The organism is Microcella frigidaquae (assembly GCF_014200395.1).
GTDB lineage: Bacteria > Actinomycetota > Actinomycetes > Actinomycetales > Microbacteriaceae > Microcella > Microcella frigidaquae.
In genome coordinates, this window is record NZ_JACHBS010000001.1 from 2,081,739 (window position 1) to 2,097,224 (window position 15,486).

The 15,486-nt window shown below is 73.6% G+C and carries 13 protein-coding genes; 5 read left to right on the forward strand and 8 right to left on the reverse strand.

What is annotated here, in order from left to right; translation table 11 throughout:
- Genes BJ959_RS10265 through BJ959_RS10280 form a run of 4 tightly spaced genes read right to left on the reverse strand, consistent with a single transcriptional unit; the run spans position 1 to position 5,325 of the window.
- Positions 1-1,539 carry a polysaccharide pyruvyl transferase family protein gene (locus BJ959_RS10265; RefSeq protein ID WP_153981441.1) on the reverse strand — a complete coding sequence of 513 codons (1,539 nt, stop codon included), beginning with the start codon at positions 1,537-1,539 and terminating at the stop codon, positions 1-3.
- Positions 1,536-2,798 carry an O-antigen ligase family protein gene (locus BJ959_RS10270; protein WP_153981440.1) on the reverse strand — a complete coding sequence of 421 codons (1,263 nt, stop codon included), beginning with the start codon at positions 2,796-2,798 and terminating at the stop codon, positions 1,536-1,538. The genes BJ959_RS10265 and BJ959_RS10270 overlap by 4 nt, the downstream gene beginning before the upstream one ends.
- Positions 2,795-4,096, reverse strand: a complete 1,302-nt coding sequence (locus BJ959_RS10275; RefSeq protein ID WP_153981439.1) for an O-antigen ligase family protein — start codon at positions 4,094-4,096, stop codon at positions 2,795-2,797. Before BJ959_RS10275 ends, BJ959_RS10270 begins: the two co-directional genes overlap by 4 nt.
- A gap of 50 nt (positions 4,097-4,146) precedes the next feature.
- Positions 4,147-5,325: an acyl-CoA dehydrogenase family protein gene (locus BJ959_RS10280; RefSeq protein ID WP_153981438.1), complete on the reverse strand. Its 1,179-nt coding sequence runs from the start codon at positions 5,323-5,325 to the stop codon at positions 4,147-4,149.
- A gap of 199 nt (positions 5,326-5,524) precedes the next feature.
- On the opposite strand from BJ959_RS10280, the gene manA reads away from it, so the two are divergent.
- A complete protein-coding gene (manA, locus tag BJ959_RS10285; protein ID WP_341799919.1) occupies positions 5,525-6,646 on the forward strand; it encodes a mannose-6-phosphate isomerase, class I in 1,122 nt (373 codons plus the stop codon).
- 33 nt (positions 6,647-6,679) lie between these two features.
- On the opposite strand, the gene BJ959_RS10290 is transcribed toward manA, so the two are convergent.
- Genes BJ959_RS10290 through BJ959_RS10300 form a run of 3 tightly spaced genes read right to left on the reverse strand, consistent with a single transcriptional unit; the run spans position 6,680 to position 8,927 of the window.
- Positions 6,680-7,252 (reverse strand): hypothetical protein, encoded by a 573-nt coding sequence (locus tag BJ959_RS10290; RefSeq protein ID WP_153981436.1) that lies wholly within the window; start codon positions 7,250-7,252, stop codon positions 6,680-6,682.
- Positions 7,253-7,298: 46 nt separating this feature from the next.
- A complete protein-coding gene (locus BJ959_RS10295) occupies positions 7,299-8,219 on the reverse strand; it encodes an IS481 family transposase (protein ID WP_183321834.1) in 921 nt (306 codons plus the stop codon).
- A gap of 33 nt (positions 8,220-8,252) precedes the next feature.
- The gene (locus BJ959_RS10300) at positions 8,253-8,927 is read right to left on the reverse strand and encodes a hypothetical protein (RefSeq protein ID WP_153981758.1); all 675 of its coding nucleotides are present in this window, start codon (positions 8,925-8,927) and stop codon (positions 8,253-8,255) included.
- 86 nt (positions 8,928-9,013) lie between these two features.
- Here BJ959_RS10300 and galE point away from each other — a divergent pair, with 86 nt between their 5' ends.
- The 4 genes from galE to BJ959_RS10320 all read left to right on the forward strand — a co-directional run bounded on the left by galE (position 9,014) and on the right by BJ959_RS10320 (position 14,982).
- Positions 9,014-9,994, forward strand: coding sequence for a UDP-glucose 4-epimerase GalE (galE, locus tag BJ959_RS10305; protein ID WP_153981759.1), 981 nt, complete (start codon positions 9,014-9,016; stop codon positions 9,992-9,994).
- A 196-nt stretch (positions 9,995-10,190) separates the two neighbouring features.
- The gene (locus BJ959_RS10310) at positions 10,191-10,505 is read left to right on the forward strand and encodes a WhiB family transcriptional regulator (protein ID WP_153981760.1); all 315 of its coding nucleotides are present in this window, start codon (positions 10,191-10,193) and stop codon (positions 10,503-10,505) included.
- 72 nt (positions 10,506-10,577) lie between these two features.
- Complete coding sequence (locus BJ959_RS10315; RefSeq protein WP_165878974.1) at positions 10,578-13,550, forward strand: glycosyltransferase; 2,973 nt, start codon at positions 10,578-10,580, stop codon at positions 13,548-13,550.
- Positions 13,543-14,982 carry a DUF5719 family protein gene (locus BJ959_RS10320; RefSeq protein WP_153981762.1) on the forward strand — a complete coding sequence of 480 codons (1,440 nt, stop codon included), beginning with the start codon at positions 13,543-13,545 and terminating at the stop codon, positions 14,980-14,982. The genes BJ959_RS10315 and BJ959_RS10320 overlap by 8 nt, the downstream gene beginning before the upstream one ends.
- Positions 14,983-15,022: 40 nt before the next feature.
- Here BJ959_RS10320 and BJ959_RS10325 read toward each other — a convergent pair whose 3' ends face one another.
- Positions 15,023-15,463, reverse strand: a complete 441-nt coding sequence (locus tag BJ959_RS10325) for a metallopeptidase family protein (RefSeq protein ID WP_341799855.1) — start codon at positions 15,461-15,463, stop codon at positions 15,023-15,025.
- Positions 15,464-15,486: the final 23 nt, after the last annotated feature.

A 15,486-nucleotide genomic window follows, 5' to 3' on the forward strand; every position in this document is an offset into this window, starting at 1 on the left:
CTAGCCCACGCCGCCGGGCCCGCGGCCGCCGCGCGCGGGGTCCCGATGCCCGCGCAGGAACCCCGAGACGGCGCGCAGGGGAGCGGTCATGCGCCACGAGCTGCTCGTCTCGAGCTCGCGCACCCGAGCCTGCCAGCGCGCCGCCTCGTCGTCTCCGGCGTGACCGCCGGCCCCTTCGGCGGCGAGCGTCAGCGCCGCCATCCGCCTCAGCTCCGCGGCCAGCGAACCCTCGAGGTCGAGGCGCGGCGGGGTGGGGTACGGCCCGGGGATGCTCGGCTCGCGCCCGGTCAGGACCGCGGCGACCGCATCCCACCACTGCTCGGCGTGCGCGCGGGCGGCCGGACGGGCGCTGGCAAGGTGCTCCGCGATCGCGCCGCGGTGCTCCCAGGCCGCGCTGATCAGGCGCTCCGCGTGCCCGGTACCGATCGCGCTCAGCGGGGCGCACCAGTCGTCGAGACCGTGGTGGGCCAGCAGCCCCTGCATCTTCTGCAGCGAGTAGCGCTCGGGCCACAGGGCGACCGTGGGCACCGCGCCCGCGAGCGCGAAGACGGCGCCGTGGTAGCGGCTGGTGACGCACAGCGCGGCCGAGCGCGTGAGCGCCGCGCTGGTGCGCGCGTCGAGCATCCGCGGCGAGGCAACGCCCAGCGGGGCGAGGGCCACGGCAATGGCGTCGTCGGCGAGAGAGTCGGCGGGATCCATCGCCCCCTCGTGCCGCACCAGCACGAGCGGGAGGCTGGTGTGGGCCGCGATCGAGCCGGCCAGGTGCCGAAGGTCGTCGAGCAGTGTGGCGTAGCCCATGACGCCGGATGCGGGGGAGAAGCTCAGCGCGACGAAGCCCCCCGGCACGAGGCCGTGCCGCCGCGCAATCTCCTCGTCGCTCGCATCGGCGGGGCCGAGCAGCACCGCGTCGTCACCGGTCTCCACGAGCCGAGTGCCGGGGGCCAGCGCGCGGCCGAGCGCGAACGACCCGGGCTCACGGGCGGCCGTCAGGTGCGACGAGCGGAGCAGCGCGGCGACGCGCAGGCTGTCCTCTGCGCTGAAGTCGGGTCCGAGGCTCTGCCCGCCGATGGCGAGGGGGATCCCGGCGCGCGCGGCGATGGCGCCGACGGCGGCGCGCTCGGCGAGGTGCTCGGCGTAGAGCGTGGTGATGTTGCCGCCCCCCGCGATCAGCACGGCGTCGGCATCGCGGACGGTGCGGATCACCGTGTGGGCGGGGTCCCCGGGCGGGAGTGCGTCGCCGTCGCCCTCGAGCAGCCGCAGCACGCGGTCATACCGCGCCATGACCGCGTCGTGATCGAGACCGGCGAATCCGATGCGCTGGATGCTCGCAACCCCGTAGCGCGCCCGCGTGTCCGCCGGATTCCGCGACAGGAGGAGGAGGCCGTCGAGGCCGCGCCGTCGCAGTTCCGCGACGGCGGTCTCGGTCATGGCCTCGTCGCCGACGTGCAGCGTGCTCCCGCCTCCGACATCGCCGACGACGACGATGCGGGGACGGCGCGGCGACGGCATGGACTCCATCGTGCCACGGGCCGGGCTCACGCCAGGCGCCGCCGCCACGAGCGGTTGCGGGCAGCGGCGAACGCGCTGGTGACGAAGAGCAGCAGGCCCCCCTCGAAGAGCAGGTAGCTCTCGGTGAGGCTCGTCGTCATGAGCAGCACCAGGGTCAGAGCGGGCCAGACGTAGACGGTGCTCCGGCGGTCGCTCGCCACCAGCCAGGCCCGCACGAAGGCGAGCCCGAGCGCGGTCACGAGCACGATGAGCCCCGCGAGTCCCAGCTGGAGCCCGATGTCGACGTAGGCGTTGAGCGCCGAGTCGGGCTGCAGACCGGCGCTCGAGCGCACGCTCGAGAACGGATAGACGGTGACCGGCCAGTGCCCGACCCAGCCCCAGCCGAGTGCCGGCTGTTGGTCGATGAGGCCGCTCACGGCCGACCAGACGCTCGTGCGCGCCTGTACGTCGGCGGTGGCGTCGACCACGGTGATCACGCTGTCGCGGAAGATCCAGGCGATCATCGCCCCGATCATCGCGGCGACGAGCAGCACGCTCTGCGTCGCGCGGCGCGCGACCGGCTGGAGGCGGCGGAGGACCACCAGCGCGAGCCCGGCGGCCAGGACGGCCGCCAGCACCAGCAGCGACACCGGCGACCGCGCGAACACGATCGTGGCCGCGGCCAGCGTCAGCGAGTACGCCGTGAGCCCGCGCGGCACCGACCGGGTGCGGTATTCGATCCAGAAGCTCAGCACGGCCAGCGCGCCGAGGAAGGCGAGCGCGTTGCGAGTGCCGGCCAGTCCCTGGATCGGACCTCCCGCCGCCAGGTCGCCGCTGATGCCGATCCAAGCGAAGGGGGTGTCGATGATCACGCCACTGAGGATCTCGAGCACGAACGAGCCGGTGAGGATCGCCCGGAGGGCGTTGCCCATCGCCCGCACCAGCTGGATGAGGTCGCGCACGAGCGCGATGTAGACGCCGAGGACGCCGAAGGCGATCGCGTAGGCGATGCCCCCCAGGGACGCCCAGGTGTACTGGCTCCAGATGATGCTCACGGCCATGAGCGAGAACAGTGCGAGGAGGGAGACGGGCAGCACCCCCCGCCACTCGGCGCGCTCGGGCTGTCCCGCGAGCGATACCGAGGCGAGCACGATCAGGGTCGTCAGGATCGCGATGGCGCCCGGCCAGCCGACGAACGCGCGCACCGCGTGGGTGACGAGGGCCACCGTGATGATGACCTCGGTGAGCACCTGGGTCGCGCGGGGCGATCCGAGGGCGTCGCGCAGCGCGCGCAGGGCATCCGGCCTCATGGGGCCCTCGCAGCGTCGACGGATGCGGGGCCGCGGCGTGGCGGCCCGTGGCGGCGCGACGCGACCGCGAGCCAGGTCAGCAGCACGAGGCCGGCCTCGATCAGCAGGCGCGACTCGGCCAGGCTGTGCACGAGCAGAACGGTGAGCACGAGGGTCGGCAGCAGGCGCAGTGCGGGGGTCTCCTCCGCCGACCGCGGTGCGTCGATCGTCCAGCCCAGGGTGCGCGCCGCCGTCGTGACCACGAGCACGCCGAACACGACCAGGCCCACCGCGCCGAGCTGCAGCCAGACGTCGAGCCACGCGTTGTGGGCCTGCAGGTAGGTGACCCCGTTGATGACGACGAGGTCGTCGAAGGGTTCGACCCAGGGCGCCCAGTAGCTCACCCAGCCCCAGCCGAGAACGGGACGCTCCTGGGCGAGCTCGATCACCGCGGCCCAGATGTCGAGACGCCCGGTGAGGTCCTCGCTGCGCCCCAGGAGGGCGAGCAGTGGCTCGCGGGCCGCGACGGCCCCTGCCGCGACGGCCCCGAGCGCGAGCGCGGTCGCGCCGGCCAGCGCGTACTGCCCGCGCAGGGTGAGCCGGCGAGCGAGCAGCACCACACCGACCATCGCGGCCGCCGCGAGGCCGCACAGCAGGACGGTGGAGGACCGGGTCAGGGCGAGCGTCAGCAGGGCGGCGCCCAGCCAGCCCCAGCCCGCGGCCGACCCGACACGGCGCTCGGCCAGCTGGATGCCGAACACGATGACGGCGAGCAGCGCGGCGAAGGCGAGCAGATTCGCGTTGCCGGGGATCCCCTGGATGCGCCCGCCCTCGAACAGCAGGGCGCGCGACCAGTAGAACGCGCGGGGGAAGGGCTCCTCGTACTCCACCCACAGCGGCAGCACGGGGCGCTGCAGCACCGCGGCCACGACGAGCTCGAACGCCAGGGAGAGGCCGAGGATCCAGCGGAGAGCCACGCCGAGAGCCCGCACCAGCTGCGCGAGGTCGAGCGTGTGCGCCATGATCACGCCGACGAGCATCGTCGCGAGGGTGCCCGTCACCCCCAGTGCCGAGGCGCCCGGATACGCCGACCAGAGGATCGATGCGGTCATGAGTGCCGCGAGCGCGCCCAGCGCGATCGGGATACGGCGCAGGTCCACCCGGGCCCGCACCGCGACGGCGATCCAGCCGGCCACGATGAGCACGACGACCGCGCCCCAGCCGTACCAGCTCACCGAGTACCGCCAGGCGTCGCCCGCCAGCAACGTGAACAGTGTGAGCGCGGCGAGAGCCACGCGCCGGTCGCGGAGCCACGTCATGGGCTCCAGCCTAACGTCGGGCCGCTGCGGTGCCCCGGGCGGATGCTCGATCAGACGAAGGCGCCTACGCCGGTGATCGCGCGCCCGACGATGAGCGAGTTCATCTCGCGCGTGCCCTCGTAGCTGTACAGCGCCTCAGCGTCGGCGTGGAACCGCGCGACGTCGTAGTCGAGCACGATGCCGTTGCCGCCGAGAGCCTCCCGGCACAGCGCGACGGTCTCGCGCATCGCCGTCGTCGCGAAGGCCTTGGCCAGCGAGGCGTGCTCGTCGCGCTGCACGCCCTGGTCGAGCATCTGCGAGACGCGCGTGCACAGCGCGATGCTCGCGGTGATGTTGCCGAGGCTGCGGCTGAGCAGGTCTTGCACCAGCTGGTGGCTCGCGATCGGCTTGCCGAACTGCTCGCGGCGCGTCGCGTAGTCGACCGCGGCCTCGTAGGCGCCGATCGCCGTGCCGACGGCGGCCCAGGCGACCTCGGCGCGGGTCAGGCGCAGCACCGCCGCGGTGTCGCGGAACGAGTTCGCGTTCTGCAGCCGGTGGCTCTCGGGCACGCGCACGTCCTCGAGCACGATGTCGGCGTTCTGCACGATGCGCAGGGCCTGCTTGCGCTCGATCTTCGTCGCCGTGTAGCCGGGGGTGCTGGTCGGCACGATGAAGCCCTTCACCTGGCCGTCCTCCGTGCTCTTCGCCCAGATGATCGTGATGTCGCTCCAGGTGGCGTTGCCGATCCAGCGCTTGGCGCCGTTCAGCACCCAGTGGTCGCCGTCGCGGGTGGCGGTGGTCCGCAGGCCCTGGGCCGAGTCGCTGCCCGACAGCGGCTCGGTCAGGCCGAAGGCGCCGATCACCTCGCCGGTCTTCAGCTTGGGCAGCCACTCGGCGCGCTGCTCGGGCGAGCCGGCGACGCCGATCGACCCCATGGCGAGTCCGTTCTGCACGCCGACGTAGGTGGCGACGCTCGCGTCGACGCGAGCCAGCTCGAGGGCGGTCCAGCCGCTGTAGACGGCACTGAAGTCGCCGGCCTTGGTCTCCTCCCACAGGTTTCCGAAGACCTGCTGCGCGTGCAGGCCGGGAAGGATCTGCCGGGGGAACTCGGCGCGGTCCCAGTAGTCGTTGACGACCGGCTTGACCTCGGTCTCGAGGAAGGTGCGCAGGCGCACCAGCTCGCGCTGCTCGTGCTCGGCGAGCTGGCTCTCGAAGGCGTAGAAGTCACTGGCGAGGGTCGGGAAGGTCATGGGCACCACGCTAGGCGAGGGGCCAGCGCACGCGGCGGAGTCCGTGGCCTTCCCGCAGGGCGGGCGGCGGGCAGCGGCCCTCCTTTTGTCGGGAGTGCACCAAGGGGCTCCCGCGCCGCAACCGCGCCCGGGGATCGCGGGTAGTACCCTGTGCCTGCCCGAGCCTGTGCCCGCTCGCGCTCCCCGTCGAGAGGTTCCCGTGCTGCTCCGCATCACCAATGCTGCCCGTCCGTACCCGTGGGGCTCGTACGACGCCATCGCGGCGTTCCGCGCACTGCCCCCGAGCGGTGGGCCCGAGGCCGAGGTCTGGCTCGGTACGCATCCCGGCTCACCGGCGCTGCTCGCCGATGAGCCGGGGACCACGCTCGCCGCCTGGCTCGCCGAGCACCGCCCCGGGGTCGCTGTGCCGTTCCTGGTGAAGATCCTCGCGGCCGCCGCGCCGCTCTCGCTCCAGGCGCATCCGACGCCTGAGCAGGCCCGGGCCGGGTTCGCGCGCGAGGAGGCCGCGGGCATCCCCGTCGATGCGCCGCACCGCAACTACCGCGACGACAACGCGAAGCCCGAGATGATCGTCGCCCTCAGCGACCCCTTCCTGGCGCTGTGCGGGTTCCGGCCCGTCGCAGAGGCGCGCGCCGAGCTCGCCGCCGTCGGCGATGCACGGCTCGCCCCGCTCGTCGAGCGCCTGGTCGACGAGTCGGCACTGCGCGAAGTCGTGCCCTGGCTGCTGCGCCGCGGTCCCGAGGTCGACGGGGTCGTGGATGCCCTCCGCGAGTGGTCGGAGGGCGACCGATCGCTCACCGCGTCGACGGTGCGCCGGCTCGCCGCCGCGTACCCGGGCGACCCGGGCGTTGCCATCTCGACCCTCATGCACACGGTGTCCCTCGCTCCCGGCGAGGCTCTCTACCTGCCGGCCGGCAACCTGCACGCCTACCTCGAGGGCCTCGGCATCGAGGTGATGGCGACGAGCGACAACGTCCTCCGAGGCGGACTTACCAGCAAGCACGTCGACGTCGACGAACTCCTCCGTGTCGTCGACTTCCGACCGATCACGGAACCCAGGATGCGGCCCGCGGTCGAGGGCGCGCGCCGCGTGTTCCGCCCCGATGTTCCCGACTTCGCCGTGCAGGTCGTCACCGTCGCCGGCGCCGAGGAGACGGTGCCCCTGAGCGGCCCGGCGATCGTGATCAGCATCGGCGGCGACTGCCGGCTCGACGACGGTGCGACCCTGCGGCGCGGTGAGGCGGCCTACGTCGATGAGCGCGCCGCGTTGCTCGTGGGCGGCACCGGCACGCTGCTGGTCGCGACGGCCAACGCCGTCTGAGCGTCGATCTGCCCCGGCCCGAGCGGCCGACGGTCAGGCGTCGGGGCGGTGGGGCAGCGGTTGGCGCTGCTCGAGCATCCGTGCCCGTCGTCGTGCGAGCCGCAGGGCCAGGCGGTCACGCCGGTCGGGCGCGGGCAGAGGGGTACCGCCGGGGTTCGGATGCCGGCGATTGATGAACCGCACGCGCGCATCGATGATCGACCCGTAGGCGCGGGTGGTCGCATTGGCCAGAAGGGCGTCGGCGAGGTGCCGCATGTTGAGCACCTCGTTGACATCGCGGAATCCGTTGTCGAGCAGCCGGTGCAGGGTGATGTGCCCCGGGAAGGTCCGCAGCCGGTGCCCGGCGCCGGTCAGCTCGAAGTAGAGGCGGGTGCGTGTGCAGTTGACGCAGCTCCCGCAGTTCTCCTGATCGAACTGCTCCCAGCACACGCGGAGATGCTCGTGGACGAGAGGCTCGTGAGCGATGCGGGCGATCTTGCCGCCGCGCGGAGCGTCGGCGCCGTCGTGGATGACGCGCACCCCCTCGCTCGACCAGAGCGGGTCGGTGAGCGGGTGGCTGCCCCACGGGATCACCTGGTCGTAGCTCTTGCCGGAGGCGATCCGCACGCACCCGATCCCCAGCGGCGCTAGGTGTAGTTCCTAGGGACGTTGTTCATGCCGCCGCGAGGACGGTCATGGGCGCCTTGTGGCCGAGGGAACCGTGGGGTCGCTGAGTGTTGTAGTAGCGCACCCATTCTGGCAGCACCGCTCGTCGGTGGTCACTGTCGCGGTAGGTCGCCGCGTACGCCCATTCCCGCAACAGCGTCTGGATGAACCGTTCGGCCTTGCCGTTCGTGCGCGGCCGGTACGGGCGCGTGCGAATATGCACCAGCCCCACCTCGGCGCACGTTGCCGCCCACAGCCGGGAGACATACGCGGACCCGTTGTCGGTCATCACCTCCTGCACGATCACGCCATGCCGGGCGAACCACGCGATCGCGCGGTGCAGGAACCCGACCGTGGTCGCAGCCGTCTGGTCAGGCAACACCTCCACGTAAGACAGTCGGGTCGCATCATCGACGGCGACATGCACCGCCTCCCAACCGGCTTTCCGACTGCGTCGGTCTGCTCCCTGGCCGAGGGCGCGTTTGCCGGGGCGGCGGAAGCGGCCCAACGTCTTGATGTCCAGGTGGATCAGCTCCCCGGCATGGCGACGGCAATACCGGTTCGCCGGCTCGACGGGCTCCAACTTCGACAGTCGGTTCAACCCGACGCGGGCCAGCACCGCGCAGACTGTCGAGACCGCCATCTGCAGGATCGCAGCGATCGTGGACGCCGTTTTGCGCAGTGTTCGCAGGCGCACGATGGCCGCTTCAACACTGGCTGGGGTCTTCTTCGGGGACGACTTCGGCCGTGACGACCGGTCAGCGAGGGTTTCGCCGGCATCGAACCGGGCCAACCATTCGTAGGCGCGACGTTCGCTGATCCCGCCCGCGAAGGCCGCGTCGGCGACCTTCCAGTTCAGCTCGCGAACGCGTCGACACAGCAGTCGTCGACCTTCAACAGACAAACGGGCATTAGCGTGAAGCTCCATCGGGCTCCTTCAGGTGAGAGCGACTAGACACCCTCAAGCCTGGAGGAGCCCGACCTGAACAACGTCCCTAGGAACTACAGCTAGGGCGAGGGCGACCGTGCCGAGCGCGGCCCCGTGGGTGTGGTGACCCCAGCTGCCGATCCGGTCGAAGAGTGCCCGGACGTTCGTCTGCAGCTCCCACAGCTGCATCCCGGTCGCATCGGCGACCGCACGCAGGTGGGGCCGGGTGCGCTCGATGGCGTCGACGCGGTCGACGGGAATGTCGAACCCGGCGACGAAGACCAGGGCGGTGAGGGTCGATCGGTTGCGCAGCAGGGTGTCGAAGGAATCGACGCCGCCCGAGAAGAACGACGCCTCGCCGGAGCCCGGAACCCGCAGCTCGGCACCGTTCTCGGCATGCACCGCGACCGGGCCGACCGCTTCGGGAAACCAGGTGGACATGATCACCTGGTACTCGGCGGCGCCCGCGAGGAGCCGTGGGGACACGGGATGCGCCACTCGCAGTTCGGTTCCGTGGTGCATCGCGGCCAGCAGCCCGAGACCGAGCGAGACGTTGCCGAGGTCGGTCTCGGAGTACTGGTCCGGCCGGGCGCCCTCGGGGAGGGCCAGCCAGACCGGAGGCAGGTCGAGGCCCGAGAATCGCGTGGTGATGACGGTGCGCCCGTCGTCGCCGGTCATCACGTCGCTGGCGACCACCAGCTCAGGCATCCGTCCCACCTCTCCGACTCCGCATCCGGCGGGGAGACGCCCCTCCCGGCACCCGTGCGACTCTACCGGCGACTAGCGTGGAGCCCATGTCCACCGCATCCTCGCCCTGGCTCGTCACCGGCGGCGCCGGCTACATCGGAGCGCACGTCGTGCGCGCCCTCACCGCCGCGGGCATGCCCGCCGTCGTGCTCGACGACCTCTCGAGCGGTCACGCCGCGTTCGTGCCCGCCGACGTGCCCTTCGTGCGCGCATCCGTTCTCGATGCGGCGGCGGTGGATGCGGTGCTCGGCGAGCACGCGGTGGCCGGGGTCATCCATGTCGCCGGCTTCAAGTACGCGGGCGTGAGCGTCGAGCGGCCGCTGCACACCTACGAGCAGAACGTCACCGGCATGATCACGCTGCTCGAGGCGATGCAGCGCCACGGCGTGCAGCGGTGCGTGTTCTCGTCCTCGGCCGCCGTCTACGGCGCGGTCGATGTCGACCTGGTCACCGAGGAGACCCCGAAGAGCCCGACCAGCCCGTACGGCGAGTCGAAGCTGATCGGCGAGTGGCTGCTGCGCGACCAGGAGGTCGCGGCGGGGCTGCGGCACACCAGCCTGCGCTACTTCAACGTCGTGGGCTCGGGCGACCCCGCCGTGCGGGACACCAGCCCGCACAATCTCTTCCCGCTCGTGTTCGACGCGCTCGCCGAAGGACGGCAGCCGCGCATCAACGGCACCGACTACCCGACGCCTGACGGAACCTGTGTGCGCGACTACATCCACGTCGCCGACCTGGCGCTCGCGCATGTCGCCGCCGCCCGTCGGCTCGAGGCCGGCGAGCCGATCGAGCCCGCGTACAACCTGGGCTCGGGTGACGGCGTCTCGGTGCGCCAGATCATGGATGCGGTGGCCGAGGTCACCGGTATCGCCGTGACGCCCGAGCTCGCGCCTCGTCGCCCGGGCGATCCCCCGCGCATCGTGGCGAGCGGCGCGCTCGCGGCGCGCGACCTGGGCTGGAAGATGCGCCACACCCTCGCCGAGATGGTCGCGTCGGCGTGGGAGGCGCGGCGGGCGTCTGGAGCCTGAGCTCGGCCCGACGTCGCGCCGGCTCGTCGCGCCGGCGATGAGCTTCCCTCGCGCACATAGCGCTTTCTGCGGCGCGTCGCAACTCTCATTGCGCCATTGAGCCTTTTACTATCCGCGACTTGACGCGGGCGAATCACACGGGTGTAATTAGGGCATCCCGCGCAACGGGGGTCGTGCGGGGGAGGGAGTTGAACCAATGAGCGAGTACCGGAACACCGTTCCCGGCGATTGGTTCGTCGACCCCGTGCGCCTGGGCGTGCCGGGCGTCCGCCGCCCGCGCGATACCGACGACGACGCTCTCGCCTGGCAGGCCGACGCTCTCTGCGCGCAGACCGACCCCGAGGCGTTCTTCCCCGAGAAGGGCGGATCGACGCGCGACGCGAAGAAGATCTGCACCTCGTGCGAGGTCAAGGCGGAGTGTCTCGAGTACGCCCTGCAGAACGACGAGCGCTTCGGAATCTGGGGCGGCCTCAGCGAGCGCGAGCGCCGCAAGCTGCGCCGCCGCGCCTGAACCGGGTGCCGGTTCTGACCAACGCGGCGCGCGTCATCGCCGCGGCCCTCGACCCGGCCTAGGGTGGAGACCGTGCAGCCCCGAGTCATCGCGATCGTCGCCGCCCGCCGGGGTGGTGAGCCGCTGCAGCAGACCCTCGACGCGCTCGCCCAGCAGAGCCGACGCCCCGACCTGCTCGTGGTCGTCGACGCCGCAGGCAGCGATGCCGTCACCGCGCAGCTCGCCGCCGCGAACCCCACCCAGTTCGTCACGGCGGCCTCCGGCCTCGGCTTCGGCGAGCTCGTGCATCGCGCCCTCGGCGCCCTGCCGGCCGCCGAGCCGACGAGCTCGCCCTACGGCGGGGTCGAGGAGTGGCTGTGGCTGCTGCGCCATGACACCGTGCCCGACCCGCGCGCCCTCGAGCGGCTGCTGGCCGCCGTCGAGATCGCACCCTCGGTCGCGGTCGCCGGCCCCAAGCAGATGGACGCCGCGCAGCCCACGATGATCGCCGGCTACGGGGAGACGCTCACCCGCCTGGGCGCCAGCATCGCGATCGCCGAGCGCGAGCTCGACCAGGCTCAGCACGATCGCACGAGCGACGTGCTCGCGGTCGGCGAGGCCGCCATGCTCGTGCGGCGCACCGTGTTCGCCGCCGTCGAGGGCTTCGATCCGGCGCTGCCGGGGGTGGATGCGGCCCTCGACCTCTGCGTGCGCATCCGTCTCGCCGGCCACCGTGTCGTCGGGGTGCCGCAGGCCCGCGTATTCGTGCATGAGAGCACCGCGCAGGCCGCCCGACCGGGAGCCGCGCGTCCGGTCTCCGACCGGCTGGCCGCGCGTCTGCGCCGCACCGCGCAGCTGCACCGGCGCCTGGTGTACGCGCCCTCCGTCGCCGTGCCGCTGCACTGGCTCGGCCTGCTGCCGCTCGCGATCGCCCGCGCCCTCGCCCAGCTGCTGCGCAAGCAGCCGGGCCGCGTCGGCGGCGAGTTCACGGCGGCGCTCGCCGTCGCGTTCTCCGGCACGGCGGTGCCGAGCGCCCGTCGGCGCCTCGCCCGCGCGCGCACCGTCGGGTGGGCCGCGGTCACGCCGCTGCGCATGGAGCCTGACGAGGTGCGCCGCCGCCGCGCGGTCGCCCGCGATGCCGCGCTGAGCGCCGTTGAGGACGATCGGCCGGTGCGCCCCGATTTCCTTCCCGGAGGCGCGTGGGTGGTCGTCCTGGCCGCCGTCGTCGGGGCCGTCGTCTTCGCACCGCTTCTCGGTGCCCCTGCGCTGCTCGGCGGCGCGCTCGCGCCGCTCGCCCCCGACGCGGCCGCGTTGCTGGAGGCGTTGCGGCGCACCGGCCAGGGCGCGGCCGACCCCTTCACCTTCGTTCTCGCCGGGCTCGGCGGCCTGACCGCCTGGCAGCCCTCGCTCGTGCTCGGCGTGCTGTGGGTGGCGGCCGTGCCGCTCGCAGCGCTGGGCGGCTGGTGGGCGGCCGCGGCGCTGGTGAAGCATCCCGGGCCAGCGGCGGTCGCCGCCCTGCTGTGGGCACTCTCGCCGGCGCTGCTCTCGGCGCTCGCGAACGGCCGCCCGGCCGCCGTGATCGCGCACCTCGCCCTGCCCCTGCTCGTCGCCGCGGCCGCCCGTGCCCCCCGGTCGTGGAGCGCCACCGCGGTCGCCGGTCTCACCGCTGCCGTCGTGGTCGCGAGCGCCCCCGCCCTGCTGCCGGCCCTGGTTCTGGTCTGGGTGGTGTGGATGCTCACGCAGCCCCGCCGCATCGGCCGCCTCCTGACGCTCGCCGTTCCGACGGCCGCGCTGCTCGGCCCCCTCGCGTGGGACCAGCTGCGCCGCGGCACCCCGCTCGGGCTGCTCGCGAGCCCCGGCCTGCCGGTCGCGCCGCCTGCACTCGCTCCGACGGGGATCCTCGCCGGCTGGCCCGATCTGTCGCTCGTGCTCGGCCCCCTCGCAGCCGTCGCCCCGGCCCTGCCCGCGCTCGGAGCCGGCCTCGTCGTCGCCGTGCTCGCGCTTCCGGCCGCGCTCATCGCCCTCGCGGGGCTGGCGCTGCCCACCGTTCGCCGCGCTCTGCTTCCCCTCGCGCTCGCCGCCCTCGGTGTGACGACCGCGTGGGCGGTCGGCGGCGTCGCCGTGAGCGTCGCGAATGGCGCCCCCGTGCTCGTCGATGCCGGCCCCGCCCTGAGCCTCGCCGGTCTCGGCATCGTGCTCGCCGCCGCCGTCGCGCTCGAGGGCATCCGCACCCCGGCACCGAGCCGTCGGGTCGCCGCCGTCGCCTCCGAACCGCGTGGCCCGCGCGCCCTGGCCGCAGCGCTCGGCGCCGTGCTCGTCGTCGCCGCCGTGCTCGCCGCGGTCCCCGCCGTCGCGACCATCATCACCGAGGGAGCGGGCACCGCCGCGGGTGCCGTGCGCGCCGCCGAGCCGCGCACCCTGCCCGCCCTCGTCGCCGCCGAGGCGCAGGCCGAGCCGGGCCTCGGGACGATCGTGCTGCGACCGACGTCGGTGGTCGACCCGCCGGGTGCCGAGCCCGCGGCGATCAGTGTCTCCGCGCGCATCGACCGCGGGGCGGGCCGCAGCCTTGTCGCGCAGCGATCGTTCGGTGCGACGGCGCCTCTTGCGGGGGCTGCCGGTGCCGGCACCACCAGCGCCGAGGGGCCGTACGCCGCTGCGGAGATTGCGGCGCTGGTCGCGAATCTCGTGGCCCCCAGCGGGCAGGATGCCAGCAGCGGGCTCGCAACCCGCGACATCCGCTTCGTGCTGCTCGAACCCGCCGCTCCCGGTGTCGCCGAGTCCACCGTCTCGGCGATCGTCGCCGCCCTCGACGGCAATGCCGCCCTGGCCTCCGTCGGCGACACCGACACCGGGCGCCTCTGGCGGGTCGTGACGGATGACGACGGTCCCGCCCCGGCCGATGACCCCGACCCGAGCAGCGGGGTGCTGCTCGGGGTGCAGCTGGGCATCCTGGGCCTGACCCTGCTGCTCGCCGTGCCGACCAGCATCCGCCCGCGCCGGCCCGCTGAGCGCACCGACCCCGACGGCCCCGCCGCCACCTTCGAGCCGGAGGGCGACGATGACTGACGAGCAGCCCGCCCCTGTGGCTTCCGCGGCGCCCGGCCGCGGCCGCGACGTGCTCGTCGCCTCCGGCAGAGCGACCCTCGCGCTCGTCGCTGCTGTCGCCGCGGCGGCCCTCGCCGCCGGGGTGCTGCTCCTGCCCGCGCCGTCGACGGCCCCCGCCGTTCCCGCACTCACGGTCACGCCCGAGCGCGCCGACCAGACGGTCGTCTGCGCCGGCGGAGCGATCGGCCTGACCCGCGGCGACGACCCGCAGCCCACCGTGGTCGCAACCCCGGCCCGAGCTGCCTTCGGTCCGGGTCTGGTCGAGAGCGCCCTTCCCGAGAGCGACGCCGCTGGCGGGGGAGCGGGTGTCGTCACCCTGCCGCGCGAGGCCCCCAGCGACGCGCTCGCCGCCGCCGAGCGCGTGCGAGCCGCCACCCCTGACCTCAGCGGACTGGCCGCCGCCGAGTGCCTGACACCCGCGCGCACCGCCTGGCTGGTCGGCGGATCCACTACCGTCGGCCGCACCACCTGGATCGTCCTCAGCAACGCCGACGTCGTCGACGCGGTCGTCGACCTGCGGCTATGGGGCGATACCGGCCCCATCGAGGCCGTCGGCTCGACGGGCATCATCGTCGGTGCCGGCAGCCAGCGCGTGCTGCCGCTCTCCGGGTTCGCGGTCGACGAGCCGTCGCCGGTCGTGCAGGTGACGAGCACGGGCGGCTCGGTCGCCGCCACCCTGCAGACCTCGATCGTGCGCGGACTCGACCCCGACGGCCTGAGCGTGGTGACGCCCGTGGCTGCGCCGGACGTGCGCCACGTCATCCCGGCCCTGCCCGTCATCGGCCTGGAGGCCGTGCTCGAGCGGTTCAGCGCCGATGGCGGGACTGACGCCCTCCCCGCCCTGCGGATGCTCGCCCCCGGTGATGCGACCGTCGAGGTCACCGTCACGCTCGTGCCGCCGGCCGGCGTGGTCGGGCTGACCACGCAGACCACGCTCGACCCCGGAGTCGTGGTGGATCTGCCGCTCTCGGACATCGCCGACGGCGAGTACGGAGTCGTCATCGAGGCGAGCGCCCCCATCGTGGTCGCCGGGCGCACCACGGTGACGGGTGCGAGCGGCTCCGATGTGGAGTGGTTCGCCCCCGCGGCTCCGCTCGTCGCGGGGGAGGAGGCTCTCGCCGCCGTCGCCCCCCTCGGGGCGGACGCCGGTCTCGGGGCGGTGCTGCACCTGCTCGCACCCGACGGTGCGGACGTCGAGATCGACGGGATCGCGGTGACGGTGCCCCCGGGCTCGGTGGTGACGGTGCCGGTCGCGAGCGACGCGGGCCTGCGCATCCGCCCCAGCGGCACGGTGCACGCGAGCATCACGTACCGCGGCGACGGCCTCCTGGCGGGATCCCGCGTCGCCCCGCGGCCGGCGGCGGCCGGCAGCGTCACCGTGCTGCCGGGCTGACGCCGCTGCGGCTCAGCAGGGTCGGCTGAGCGCTACCGGCTCAGTGGTGCCGGAACCGGTCCGGAGCGAGATCCCAGGGATCCTTGCCGATCAGCTCGCCGACCGCGCGGAACACGCAGCTCTCGACCATCAGCCGCCGGTGCCAGTCGTCGTCGCGGTGCAGGCGGCTCATCCGCTCGATCGGGATGCGGAACAGCACCACCCGGCTGCGCGCGTGCTCGACGCGCCACCGCGCGACACCCTTGACCGTGAGCGGCTGGTCGGGCATCGGAGCGACGTCGATGCGCAGGTCGGCGAGCTCCTCCGGCCACAGGTCGACGAGATACTCGGCGGTCGACTGCACGGTCGTGTCGAACAGGTCGCGCCGCGTGTGGATGAGCGGCAGGTGCGGGCCGGTGATGGGCGAGCGCCCGAGGCGGCCGTGCCGCGCGCGGGCCCGCGCCGACGGGTGCATGCCGCTGCCGCGCTCTGCTCGGGCCACGCCCTCAGCCTACCTGCGCGCCG